At 62.8% G+C, this 12,787-nt stretch carries 10 protein-coding genes; 5 read left to right on the top strand and 5 right to left on the bottom strand.

All coding sequences use genetic code 11. The annotated features are described in order from the left end of the window. Window positions 1–51 precede the first annotated feature (51 nt). The 3 genes from glmS to NKJ17_RS28480 all read right to left on the bottom strand — a co-directional run bounded on the left by glmS (window position 52) and on the right by NKJ17_RS28480 (window position 4,550). Window positions 52–1,875, bottom strand: a complete 1,824-nt coding sequence (gene glmS, locus NKJ17_RS28490) for a glutamine--fructose-6-phosphate transaminase (isomerizing) (protein ID WP_254820154.1) — start codon at window positions 1,873–1,875, stop codon at window positions 52–54. 235 nt (window positions 1,876–2,110) lie between these two features. Further along, window positions 2,111–3,472: a bifunctional UDP-N-acetylglucosamine diphosphorylase/glucosamine-1-phosphate N-acetyltransferase GlmU gene (glmU, locus tag NKJ17_RS28485; protein WP_352691099.1), complete on the bottom strand. Its 1,362-nt coding sequence runs from the start codon at window positions 3,470–3,472 to the stop codon at window positions 2,111–2,113. A 130-nt stretch (window positions 3,473–3,602) separates the two neighbouring features. Beyond that, a complete protein-coding gene (locus NKJ17_RS28480) occupies window positions 3,603–4,550 on the bottom strand; it encodes an AraC family transcriptional regulator (protein WP_352508818.1) in 948 nt (315 codons plus the stop codon). 129 nt (window positions 4,551–4,679) lie between these two features. Between NKJ17_RS28480 and NKJ17_RS28475 the strand changes: the two genes are divergently transcribed. Then, on the top strand, window positions 4,680–5,573 hold the full coding sequence (locus NKJ17_RS28475; RefSeq protein WP_352691096.1) for an SDR family oxidoreductase: 894 nt from the start codon (window positions 4,680–4,682) through the stop codon (window positions 5,571–5,573). A 23-nt stretch (window positions 5,574–5,596) separates the two neighbouring features. On the opposite strand, the gene NKJ17_RS28470 is transcribed toward NKJ17_RS28475, so the two are convergent. Both NKJ17_RS28470 and NKJ17_RS28465 read right to left on the bottom strand, forming a co-directional pair. Continuing rightward, entirely contained in the window at window positions 5,597–6,343 is a 747-nt protein-coding gene (locus NKJ17_RS28470) for a cytochrome c biogenesis CcdA family protein (protein ID WP_352508820.1), read from the bottom strand. A 55-nt stretch (window positions 6,344–6,398) separates the two neighbouring features. Next, a complete protein-coding gene (locus tag NKJ17_RS28465; RefSeq protein WP_352508821.1) occupies window positions 6,399–6,536 on the bottom strand; it encodes a hypothetical protein in 138 nt (45 codons plus the stop codon). A 14-nt stretch (window positions 6,537–6,550) separates the two neighbouring features. On the opposite strand from NKJ17_RS28465, the gene NKJ17_RS28460 reads away from it, so the two are divergent. The 4 genes from NKJ17_RS28460 (at window position 6,551) to NKJ17_RS28445 (ending at window position 12,756) form a co-directional block, all read left to right on the top strand. Then, window positions 6,551–6,928 carry a COG4315 family predicted lipoprotein gene (locus NKJ17_RS28460; protein WP_352508822.1) on the top strand — a complete coding sequence of 126 codons (378 nt, stop codon included), beginning with the start codon at window positions 6,551–6,553 and terminating at the stop codon, window positions 6,926–6,928. Window positions 6,929–7,375: 447 nt separating this feature from the next. Further along, window positions 7,376–9,991 (top strand): type I DNA topoisomerase, encoded by a 2,616-nt coding sequence (gene topA, locus NKJ17_RS28455; RefSeq protein ID WP_352508823.1) that lies wholly within the window; start codon window positions 7,376–7,378, stop codon window positions 9,989–9,991. Window positions 9,992–9,997: 6 nt separating this feature from the next. Next, window positions 9,998–12,304, top strand: coding sequence for a ribonuclease R (rnr, locus tag NKJ17_RS28450; RefSeq protein WP_502896240.1), 2,307 nt, complete (start codon window positions 9,998–10,000; stop codon window positions 12,302–12,304). Then, complete coding sequence (locus NKJ17_RS28445) at window positions 12,304–12,756, top strand: DUF983 domain-containing protein (protein WP_352508824.1); 453 nt, start codon at window positions 12,304–12,306, stop codon at window positions 12,754–12,756. The genes rnr and NKJ17_RS28445 overlap by 1 nt, the downstream gene beginning before the upstream one ends. The last annotated feature ends 31 nt before the right edge of the window (window positions 12,757–12,787 follow it).

Genomic DNA, 12,787 nt, shown 5'->3' with positions numbered 1-12,787 from the left:
ACACTACTGAACCGGAAGGCGCTTTGGAATGGCGAAGTTTTTAAACGAGACCTATTCCACCGTTACCGATTTCGCCAGGTTGCGAGGCTGGTCGACGTCCGTACCCATGAACACGGCGGTGAAGTAGGCGAGCATCTGGATCGGCAGCGCGTAGATGATCGGCGAGATGATTTCCGGCACGTCCGGCAAAACGATCGTCTCCATCGTCTTCACCGTAGCGTGCGCCGCGCCCTTGCCGTCAGTGATCAGGATGATCTTGCCGCCGCGCGCGGCCACCTCCTGCATGTTCGACACGGTCTTTTCGAAGATGCGGTCATGCGGGGCGATGACGATGACGGGCATGTTCTCGTCGATCAGCGCGATCGGGCCGTGTTTCAGCTCGCCGGCAGCATAGCCTTCGGCATGGATATAGGAGATCTCCTTGAGCTTCAGCGCACCTTCCATGGCCAGCGGAAAATTGGTGTCCCGGCCGAGATAAAGCACATTCTTGTAGTGCGAGAGGTCGCGCGCGATCTTTTCGATCTGCCCGTCGAGCTTTAGCACCTGGTTCGCATAACGCGGCGCTTCCGACAGCTCGCGTATCAGCGTTTTCTCGTGCTCATGCGAAATCGTTCCGCGCGCCACGCCGGCCCGCACCGCCAGCGAGGCCAGCACGGAAAGTTGGCAGGTGAACGCCTTGGTCGAGGCAACGCCGATCTCCGGGCCGGCCAATGTCGGCAGGATGACGTCGGATTCGCGCGCCATGGTCGATTCGCGCACATTGACGACCGCGCCGATCTTCATGCCAGCCTTGCGGCAGTAGCGCAGCGATGCCAGCGTGTCGGCGGTCTCACCCGATTGCGAGATGAAGAAAGCGGCATCGTTCTTCGACAGCGGCATCTCGCGGTAGCGGAACTCCGAAGCGACATCGATGTCGACCGGCAGCCGCGCATAGCGCTCGAACCAGTATTTGCTGATCAGCCCGGCGAGATAGGCGGTGCCGCAGGCCGAAATCGCCAGCCGGTCGATCTTGGCGAAATCGAACGGCAGAGCGAGCGGCTTCGAGGCGCCACCGACGAAATCGACATAATGCGCCAGCGTGTGCGAGATCACTTCCGGCTGCTCATGGATTTCCTTTTCCATGAAATGGCGGCGGTTGCCTTTGTCGACCATGAAGCTCGTGCTCAGCGACTGTTGGCGTTTGCGGTCGACCTTGTTGCCGCCCATGTCGAAAATATCGACCTCGTTGCGGCGCACTACCGCCCAGTCGCCGTCTTCCAGATAGGTGATCGAATTGGTGAACGGGGCAAGCGCGATGGCGTCGGAGCCAAGGAACATCTGGCCGTCGCCGTGACCGACGGCGAGCGGCGGGCCATTGCGCGCGCCGACGATCAAATCCTCGTCGCCCTTGAACATGATGGCGAGCGCAAAGGCGCCTTCTAGCCGCTTCAGCGCCTTATGCGCCGCCTCGACCGGCTTCAGCCCCCTGGCCAGTTCGCGCGCCACCAGATGCGCGACGACTTCGGTATCGGTCTGTGAGGCGAAGCTGTAGCCGTCGCGCATCAGCTCGTCGCGCAATTCGGCGAAATTCTCGATTATGCCGTTATGGACGATTGCGACGCCGTCGGAAAAATGCGGATGCGCATTGCTCTCGTTCGGAACGCCATGCGTGGCCCAGCGCGTGTGGCCGATGCCGATCATGCCGTCGAGCGGTTCGTCCTTCAGCCGGCGCTCGAGATTGACCAGCTTGCCCTCGGCGCGGCGGCGGTCAAGCCTGCCGTGCTCGATCGTGGCGACGCCGGCCGAGTCATAGCCGCGATATTCGAGCCTTTTCAACGCATCGACGATAAGCGGCGCGACCGGCGAGTTACCGACAATTCCAACGATACCGCACATCGCGCCTGCCCCCGATTCCGACCTCAAACCCGGCGCCATTTAGAGACTGCCGGGCTGTCGCGAAAAATCACATTCCATTTCGTCCGGTATCAGCCGGACTATCCTGCACAGATGCACCATGACAGGGCGCACTTGCAATCCGGTTACTGCAATTGCTCAGTTTCTCCGCTTCTGTATCCTATCTCGGCCCAACGGCTCCAGAAATCAGTCAAAGACATGATCCCGCTCGTCGCGCCTACCCTTTTTTGCGGGCCGCCGCGGCCGAAGCAAACCGTTCGCGCAACTCCTTGCCCTTGCCGGGTAGAGTCCGCTGACGGGCGCGACCGAAGGCCAGCGCATCGTCGGGTACGCTTTCGGTGATGACGCTGCCTGAGGCGATGTAGCCGTCCTTGCCGATCGACACCGGTGCCACCAGCGAGGAGTTCGAGCCGATGAAGGCACCCTCGCCGATATCGGTGAAGAATTTCGAATAACCGTCATAATTGCAGGTGATGGTGCCGGCGCCAATATTGGCGCCTGCGCCGATGCGGGCATCGCCGATATAGGTCAGATGGTTGACCTTGGCGCCCTCCTCGACGATCGCCTGCTTCACCTCGCAGAAATTGCCGACCTTGGCTTTGTTTCTCAGATCGGCCCCGGGCCGCAGCCGCGCGAACGGCCCGACATCGCAATTCGACGCGATAGTGGCGCCTTCGATATGGCTGAAGGCATGGATCTTGGCGCCCGTCGCGATTTTCACGCCTGGGCCGAACCAAACATTGGGCTCGACAATCGTGTCGGCGCCGATCTCGGTGTCGTGCGAGAAGAACACGGTTTCGGGCGCAACCAGTGTCACCCCGGAAAGCATCGCTTCCTGCCGTCGACGCGCCTGCCAGATACCTTCCGCCTGGGCAAGCTCGGCACGGTTGTTGATGCCGAGCGCATTCTCGAAACTGGCTTCGGTGGCTACGACATCAAGTCCCTGCGCAGCGGCGATCTCGACGATGTCGGTGAGATAATACTCACCCTTGGCGTTCTTGCTGCCGACTTGATCGAGCAGCTTCAGCGCGTGCCTGCCGGCGACCGCCATCAGCCCGCCATTGCAGAAGGTGATTTTCTTCTCCTCGTCCGAGCAGTCCTTCTCCTCGCGGATGGCCACGAGCTTGCCGGCCTTTTCGATAAGCCGGCCGTAGCCCGAAGGATTTTCCGTACGGAAGCCGACCACGACGACGGCCGTACCTTCGGCCAGCTTCAGCCGCGCCGCCGCGAGCGCTTCTGGATCGATCAACGGCGTGTCGCCAAACATCACCAGGATGTCGTCATACCCCTTTGATATTGCTGCGCGCGCGGCAAGCACGGCGTGCGCGGTGCCAAGACGTTTCTCCTGGACGAAAGCTTCGGCCTTGGGCGCAAACTTGAGTGCGGCCTTGCGCATGTCATCGGCGCCATGGCCGATCACCAGCGCCACATCGCCGCTGCCGGCGGCTTCGGCCGCCTTGACGACATGGGCAACCATTGGCAGGCCGGCGATTGTGTGCAGCACTTTCGGCACGGCACTCTTCATGCGCGTGCCTTCGCCGGCAGCGAGGATGATGGACAGGCAGGATCTCTGGCTCATGGGGACAGCAACCGTTGAAAGGGATCTGGAATCGGAGCGTTAGTAGCACCGGCGCCATGCTGCACCAATGCGGTTAAATTCCGGTGAGACGGTGGAACCTCCAACCCGCGGCACGCTCAGGCCGATCGGCTCAGGCGGCTTCCGCCTCGTTGCGTGATGCGAAGCTGGGGGCTCGGCCACGGCCGTATTGCCGTGGCGAACAGTTCATGACCCGCTTGAAAGCAGTGCTGAAGGCGCTTTCGGATTCGTAGCCGAGCGACAGCGCGATGACGGCGACGGGATCGCTGGAATTCGTCAGCCGATCCCCGGCCAGCAGCATTCGCCAGCGCGTCAAATAGTCCATCGGCGACGCGCCGACCGTCTCCTTGAATCTGAGCGCAAAGGTCGATCGCGACATGCCGGCCCGTTCCGCCAGTTCCTGTAACGTCCAGCCATGCGCCGGATTCTCATGCATGGCGCTGATCGCCGCGCCCATCTGTTTGTCCGAGAGGGCAAAGAGCCAGCCGACGCCACCTTTCAATCCTTCTGAAAGATGCAGCCGCAACGCCTGAACCAGCATCATGTGAGCAAGGTGCTGGATCACCAGAAAGCCGCCCGGTTGTGGCTCGCGCAGCTCCTGCATCATCCGCTCCACCGACCAGCGCAGGGCCGACTTGTCCGACTCTTTGCGGATATGCACAATGGCTGGCAGCATCCGCAACAGGATGCCGGCATGATTGCCGCCAAGCGCGAAGCGGCTGCTGACCAGAAAGAAATCACCGCCGCCATTGTGGGTCACAACACCGCCGGCTCGCGCAGGCGGAAAAATCTTGACGGCTTCAACAGGCGACAAACTCATGTCGCTTGCAAGGCGGAAAGGCCGCCCACTCGGCAACAGGAAGCAGTCCCCCGTCTCAAGGCGCACTGCGTCGGCAACGCCCTCTACTGACAGCCAGCACCGGCCGGAGACCACCGCTCCGGTCTTAATGCTTTGCTGCTGGTCGGGGAACTGGATCGACCATTCACCACCTGCATCGAAGCCGGCCGACATATAGTTTCGCGGCTTCAGCAGCGAGAGCACATCTGAAAGAGGATCCACGTGTCATTCCGGACGATTGCGAAGATAATTCGGACTTTACCGCATAGATCGTATTTTCTCAAGCGCCTATCACGACGTCACCGGGCCGCGAAAATGGTCGTGGTCAGAAACGAACAAGGACAAGTCGTGATGCGTGTTTTCGTTACCGGAGCGACCGGATTCGTCGGTTCTGCCGTCGTTCAAGAACTCATCGGCGCCGGCCATCAGGTGCTCGGCCTCGCCCGCTCGGAGGCATCGGCCAAGTCGCTCGCCGCCACTGGAGCCGAGGTGCATCGAGGCGACCTCGAAGACGTGGAGAGCCTGCGCAGGGGCGCGGCAGCCGCCGATGCGGTTATCCACACCGGGTTCAACCATGACTTCTCGAAGTTCGCGCAAAACTGCGAGATGGACCGGCGTGCCATCGAGGTGATGGGCGGAGCGCTCGAAGGCTCCGAGCGCCTCCTGCTCGTCACCTCGGGGACCGCGCTCCAGGCGCGGGCCCGTATCGCGACGGAGCAAGATGCGCCTGTCCCCTCGTCCGCTTCCTATCCCCGCGCCTCCGAAGCGACAGCCGCCGCGCTGGCGGCACGCGGGGTGCGCGCATCGGTTGTCCGCCTTCCTCCGTCGGTCCATGGCCAGGGCGACCACGCCTTTGTTCCTATTCTCATCGACCTCGCTCGTAGGAAGGGCGTGTCGGCCTATATCGGCGAAGGGCTCAATCGCTGGCCTGCCGTGCATCGGTTCGATGCCGCCCGCGTCTACCGGCTTGCGCTCGAGCATGGAGCCGGTGGCGGGCGATATCACGCGATCGCCGAAGAAGGCGTGCCGTTCAAGGACATCGCCGGCGTGATCGGCCGGCGCCTGAACGTGCCGGTCCTCGCCAAGTCTGCGGAAGAAGCCGCCGATCATTTTGGCTGGTTCGCGATGTTCGCGGCGATGGATGTCCCGACCTCGAGCGAACGGACTCGCGCGCTGCTGGGGTGGCAGCCGAGCGGACCTGGGCTGATCGCTGATATCGACCAGCCGGGCTATTTCGAAGGCTGAACAGACCACGTCGGGCTACAAACCTAGCCCAATTGCCCCAGCACCGGAAAATTCTCGAGCAGCCAATATGACATCGTCTGCACGCCGCCGGTCAGGAAAAACACGCCGGCGACCACCAGCAGCGCGCCGATGGCTTTTTCGACGCGGCCGAGATGGAGGCGGAATTTCGAGAGAAAGCGCATGAAGGCGCCGGAAAACAGCGCAGCGATCAGGAACGGAATACCGAGGCCGAGCGAGTAGGCGGCAAGCAGCAACGCGCCCTCGCCCACCGTCTCGCGGCCGCCGGCAAGCGTCAGGATCGGCCCCAGCACCGGGCCGATACAGGGTGTCCAGCCAAAGGCGAAGGCCAAGCCCATGACGTAAGCGGCGATCAAGCTGGCCGGCTTGCCTTGCGACTGGAAGCGCGCCTCGCGTGAAAGCAAAGGGATACGCAGTACGCCGAGGAAATTCAGCCCCATCAGGATGATCAGCACACCGGCCACCATTGCCAGCGGCTCCTGCCAGACCCGTAACAAATGGCCGATGGTCGAGGCGCCAGCGCCAAGCGCGACGAAGACGGTCGAGAAGCCGAGCACGAAGGCGATGGAGGAATTAACCAGCGCGCCTCGCACACCGGCCTTTGCCGTAATGCCGGCTTCGCCGCGGAAATCGTCGACGGACACGCCGGCCATATAGCACAGGTAAGGCGGCACCAGTGGCAGCACGCAGGGGGACAGGAACGAAATTGCTCCCGCCCCGATCGCACTGACATAGCCGACGTCCAACGCCATTTCCATCTCCAGATGACTGCGCAGCCATATAGCCGCGACAACGTCCGTCCGCCAATCACCATCGCGTGGCCCCCATCAGATTGGGTAGCAAGTCGACGCCGTCGCCTGGATCAATGGAGAACAGCGCGGGAAGAAAGGGCAGCCGGGCAGCGTTGATCAGAAGAAGTCGCGGTTCCGCGCGCTTTTCGAACATTCAGGGAGAAGTCCATGAAAACGATCGCAATTGGCATGGCGGCGCTTTTGCTCGGCACTGCCGGATCCTTAGCCGCCGAGGCGTGGAAGGAAGCGGAGGTCGGCGGCACCAAGATCTACACCGACGCCAGCGGCATGACGCTCTACACCTACGACAAGGACGAGGCCGGCAAGTCGAACTGTTACGACAAATGCGCCGCCAATTGGCCGCCGCTGAAGGCTGACGCCAACGCCAAGGCCGAGGGCGAATGGACGATCGTCGACCGCACCGACGGCACCAGGATGTGGGCCTACGAAGGCAAGCCGCTCTACACGTTCATCAAGGACAAGAAGGCCGGCGACGTCACCGGCGAGGGCGTCGGCGGCGTCTGGCATATCGCCAAGGCCGACTAAGCCTTGAGCTTCTGATCCGCTGTAACAGGCGGTAACACGGCTGGTCGCTGGGAGCTTGACCCAACCGCCCCGGCGGCCGACTTTTCAGCACGCCAATTCCTTGCAACTATCCGGGCAAATGCCGGGCTACCGATTGCGCGCTTCACAGCATCTGTTCAAGCGGGGCTGGCGCGTGCTCGATGTTTCTCTTATATCCGCGGGAGAGTTTGTCCCGTTCTCCAGGATCAATTGCCGGGTGTTGTCCAGCGATAGGCTGCTCATTTCCCTTGTCCAGGATTGCGGAAATCGCATGGCGCGCCGCTGGGTTGCGCATTCGGTGCAGGGCCGCATTTTGACTGCTTGGCCTTGACCGGATGCAAAAGCGCGGCCATGTGAGCGACACATTGAACGAGATTTCGTCGCGCGCAGCGGAATTCTTCTGCCGCATCACAACTGATATGAGACCGTATGGACGTCGTCGTCGTCGAATCGCCGGCCAAGGCGAAGACAATCAACAAGTACCTCGGCAAGAACTACAAGGTTCTGGCTTCGTTCGGCCATGTCCGCGATCTGCCGGCCAAGGATGGCTCGGTGCGTCCGGATGAGGACTTTGCCATGTCCTGGGCCGTCGACACCGCGTCTGGAAAGCGTCTCGCCGATATCGCCAAGGCGGTCAAGGACGCCGACGGGCTGATCCTCGCCACCGATCCGGACCGCGAGGGCGAAGCGATCTCCTGGCATGTCCTGGAAGTGCTGAAGCAAAAGCGCGCGTTGAAGGACAAGCCGGTCAGCCGCGTCGTCTTCAACGCCATTACCAAGGCGTCGGTGCTGGAGGCGATGGCCAATCCGCGCCAGATCGATGCGCCGCTGGTCGATGCCTATCTCGCCCGCCGTGCGCTCGACTATCTGGTCGGCTTCACGCTGTCGCCCGTGCTGTGGCGCAAACTGCCCGGCGCCCGGTCCGCCGGCCGTGTCCAGTCGGTGGCGCTGCGTCTGGTCTGCGACCGCGAATCCGAGATCGAACGCTTCGTCCGCGAGGAATACTGGCAGGTCGCCGCCATTCTCGGCACGCCGCGCAAGGAAAATTTCGAGGCGCGGCTGACCACCTTCGAGCGCAAGAAGCTGCAAAAGCTCGACATTTCCAACAAGGCGCAGGCCGACGACATCAAGGCGATGCTCGAAGGCGCCAGCTTCAAGGCGGCGTCGGTCGAAGCCAAGCCGACCAAGCGCAATCCCGGGCCGCCCTTCACCACCTCGACGCTGCAGCAGGCAGCCTCGTCGGGTCTCGGCTTTTCGGCCAACCGCACCATGCAGGTGGCGCAGCGGCTCTATGAGGGCATGGAGATCGGCGGTGAGACCACCGGCCTGATCACCTATATGCGGACCGACGGCGTGCAGATGGCACCCGAGGCGATCTCTGCCGCACGCGATGCGATCGCCAAGGAATTCGGTGCCAAATACCTGCCTGAAAAGCCGCGCTATTATTCCGCCAAGGCCAAGAATGCCCAGGAGGCGCACGAAGCGATCCGTCCGACCGATTTCATGCGCACGCCGGCTTCCGTCAGGCAGTATCTCGACGCCGACCAGGCGCGGCTTTACGAGATGATCTGGAAACGCGCCATCGCCAGCCAGATGCAGCCGGCCGAGATAGAGCGCACCACGGTCGAGATCGAGGCCATCAACGGTTCGCGTACCGCCGAGCTTCGTGCTGTCGGTTCCGTTGTTCGCTTCGACGGCTTCCTTGCTGCCTACATCGAGCAAAAGGAAGAAGATTCGGAAGACGAGGAAAGCCGCCGCCTGCCCGAGATCCGTGCCGGCGAGCAGCTCACACGCGAGGCGATCAACGCCACCCAGCACACCACCGAGCCGCCGCCGCGTTATTCGGAAGCTTCGCTGATCAAGAAGCTGGAAGAGCTGGGCATCGGCCGGCCGTCGACCTATACGGCGATCCTGAAGACGCTCGAGGATCGCGATTACGTCACCATCGACAAGCGCAAGCTGGTGCCACAGCCCAAGGGCCGGCTATTGTCAGCCTTCCTCGAAAGCTTCTTCGAGCGTTATGTCGAGTACGACTTCACCGCTTCGCTCGAGGAGAAACTCGATGAAATCTCCGACGGCAAGCTCGCCTGGAAGGACGTGCTGCGCGATTTCTGGAAGGATTTTTCCGGCGCCGTCGCCGACATCAAGGAGCTGAGGGTCACCGACGTCCTCGATGCGTTGAACGAGGAACTGGCGCCGCTGGTGTTTCCCGCGCGCGAAGACGGTTCGAACCCGCGCATCTGTCCGAAATGCGGCACCGGCAACCTGTCGCTGAAGCTCGGCAAGTTCGGCGCCTTCGTCGGCTGTTCGAACTATCCCGAATGCTCCTTCACCCGCCAGCTTGGCGACGCCGCCAATCCCAATGGCGAGAACGGCGGTGGCGAAGACGGCACCAAATTGCTCGGCAAGGACCCCTATACCGCCGAGGAGATCACGCTGCGCAATGGCCGGTTCGGCCCCTATATCCAGCGCGGCGACGGCAAGGATGCCAAGCGCTCCAGCCTGCCCAAGGGCTGGACTGCCGATTCGATCGATCATGAAAAGGCGCTGGCCTTGTTGTCGCTGCCGCGCGACGTCGGCAAGCATCCGGAATCCGGCAAGATGATTTCGGCCGGGCTGGGGCGCTACGGGCCGTTCGTGCTGCATGACGGCACCTACGCCAATCTCGACAGCATCGAAGACGTGTTCTCGATCGGCCTCAATCGCGCCGTCTCGGTGATCGCCGAGAAGCAATTGAAGGGCAAAGGCGGCCGCAATGGCGGCACAGCCGCTGCGCTCAAGGAACTTGGCGAGCATCCTTCCGGCGGCGGCAAGATCGTCGTGCGCGACGGCAAATACGGCCCTTATGTGAATTTCGGCAAGGTCAATGCGACGCTGCCGAAGGGCAAGGACCCGCAATCGGTGACGATCGACGATGCCGTGGCGCTCATTGCGGAAAAGGAAGCCAAGGGCGGCAATGGCGCCAGGAAGCCCTTCCGCAAAGCGGCCGCGCCTGCCAAGAAACCAGCTGCAGCCAAAAAACCGGCGGCCAGGAAAAAGGGATAGGACGGGTTGGCGCGCAAAGTCTCCGGAAGAAGCCACGGCGATCTGCGCACCGCCGATACTCGCGCCAAGGTCAGGGACAATTACCGGCCGTCACGCGACGAGATACTGCGTTACATCGCCGAAAATCCGGACCGCGCGGGAAAACGCGACATCGCAAAGGCGTTTGCGCTACGCGGCGAAGACCGTATCTGGCTGAAGGACGTCTTGCGCGACCTGCAGGACGAAGGCCTGCTGACCAAGGAGCGCAAGCGGCTCGCCCGTGTCGGCGCCCTGCCCCACGTCGCGGTGCTCGACATCTTCGGCCGTGACGCCGACGGTGTGCTGCTGGCGCACCCGACCGAAGCGATCGGCAATGGCGAACCGCCGGTCATAGCGATCCGCGTGTCGCGCGGCGGCAATGGGCCGACGCCTGGTATCGGCGACCGCGTGCTGGCCAAGACCTTTCCGACCGACGACCCGGCAGGCCCCGCCTATACCGGCCGGGTTATGAAGATATTCGAGAAGCGCACCGATGCGGTTCTCGGCGTTTTTCGCGTACTGAAGGACGGCACGTTCCGCATCGAGCCGGTGGAAAGGCGCCAGCCCGAGCTGGTCGTCGACAAGGAATTCCAGAACGGCGCCAAGAACGGCGACCTGGTCGAGGTCGAGCCGGCGCGGGCCTCCCGCTACGGGCTGCCGAGAGCCAAGGTTCTGGCGGTGTTGGGCTCGCTGACCAGCGAAAAGGCGGTCTCGATGATCGCCATTCACGCAAACGACATTCCGCATATTTTTCCCGCCGACGTCATCGCCGAGGCGGAGGCGGTCAAGCCGGCGACGCTTGCCGGCCGCGAGGATTGGCGCGAGCTGCCGCTGCTCACCATCGATCCGGCCGACGCCAAGGATCATGATGACGCGGTGTTCGCCATGCCCGACACCGACGAGAAGAACGCCGGCGGCGTGGTTGTCACCGTCGCGATTGCCGATGTCGCTGCATACGTGCGCTATGGCACGGCGCTCGATCGCGAAGCGCTGAAGCGCGGCAATTCTGTCTATTTCCCCGACCGCGTCGTGCCGATGCTGCCGGAGCGCATCTCGAACGACCTCTGTTCACTGCGCGAGGGCCAGGATCGTCCGGCGATAGCGGTGCGGATGACTTTCTCGGCCGATGGCCACAAACTCAGACACTCGTTCCATCGCGTCATGATGAAGTCGGCGGCGAAACTCGCCTATCAGCAGGCGCAAGCGGCGATCGACGGCGCACCGGACGACACGACTGGCCCGATCCTCGATGCGGTGCTGAAGCCGCTATGGGACGCCTACGGGATCCTGAAGCGCGGCCGCGACACGCGCCAGCCGCTTGAACTCGATCTGCCCGAGCGCAAGATCCTGCTCAAGCAGGACGGCACCGTCGACAAGGTCGTCGTGCCGGAGCGGCTCGACGCGCACAAGCTGATCGAAGAGTTCATGATCCAGGCCAATGTCGCCGCAGCCGAGACACTCGAGGCGAAGCGGCAGGCGCTGGTCTACCGCATCCACGATGCGCCTTCGCTTGCCAAGCAGGAATCGCTGCGTGAATTCCTGCAGACGCTCGGCCTGTCGCTGGCGCGCGGCGCGCAGATGCGGCCGAACCAGTTCAACGGCATCCTCGCTCGCGTGCGCGGCGCCGACAATGAGGGACTGGTCAACGAAGTGGTGCTGCGCTCGCAAAGCCAGGCCGAATATTCGCCCGCCAATATCGGCCATTTCGGCCTCAACCTGAAGCGCTACGCGCATTTCACCTCGCCGATCCGTCGCTATGCCGACCTGATCGTGCATCGTGGGCTGATTGCCGCACTCGGCCTTGGTCCGGGGGGCCTGACGCAGGACGAGGCGGAGCGGCTGGAAGAGGTCTCGGCGCTGATTTCGGCGACCGAGCGGCGCGCGATGGCCGCCGAGCGCGACACGGTCGACCGGCTGATCGCCGCCTATCTCGCCGAGCGCATCGACGACCGTTTCGACGCCCGTATCTCGGGCGTCACCAAATCGGGCCTGTTTGTCCAATTGCCGCAGTATGGCGCGGATGGCTTCATTCCGGTTTCAACCCTGGGCGGCGACTACTATATATACGACGAAACTGCTCGATCGCTTTTCGGAGAACGCACCGGCAAGGGCTATCAGCTTGCTGATCGCGTCGAGGTTCGCCTGATCGAGGTGGCGCCGATGGCCGGCGCGATGCGTTTCGAGATGCTGACCGAGCCAAAGCCGCTGCCCGGCTCCAAACGGTCGTTCCACAAGGCCAAAGGCCGCGCCCGCGCGTCGCAATCGCGTCCAGGCTCGCGCGGCAGGAGACGGTAATGCCAACAGAACTGCAGATGGAAGAACGGGTTTTCGGCGGCGAACATCACTCGGGCCGGACCGCCCGGCCGCTATGGACGGCAATGAAGCGCGGGATGCTCGGCCGCTGCCCGCATTGCGGCGAGGGCAAGCTGTTTCGCGCCTTCGTCAAGACCGTCGACAAATGCAATCATTGCGGCGAGGAGCTGCACCACCATCGCGCCGACGACCTGCCGGCCTATCTTGTGGTGGTCATTGTCGGCCACATCGTGCTTGGCGCTTTCATGGGTGTCGAGGCGACTTCGACGCTGTCGACCTGGCAGCACATCGCCATCTGGGTGCCATTGACCATCATTCTCGCCGTCGTCCTGCTGCAGCCAGTCAAGGGCGCTGTCATCGGCTTGCAATGGGCGTTTTATATGCACGGCTTTGGCGGTGACGAAGATCTGATCGAGTCGCATCCCGAGGCTTGAAACCGAGGCTGGCGCAATCGGCATGGCTGGA

The organism is Mesorhizobium sp. M0208 (genome assembly GCF_040322015.1).
Lineage (GTDB): Bacteria > Pseudomonadota > Alphaproteobacteria > Rhizobiales > Rhizobiaceae > Mesorhizobium.
The sequence above is the reverse complement of the archived record's forward strand: the minus strand, read 5'-3'. Positions and strand labels throughout refer to the sequence as shown.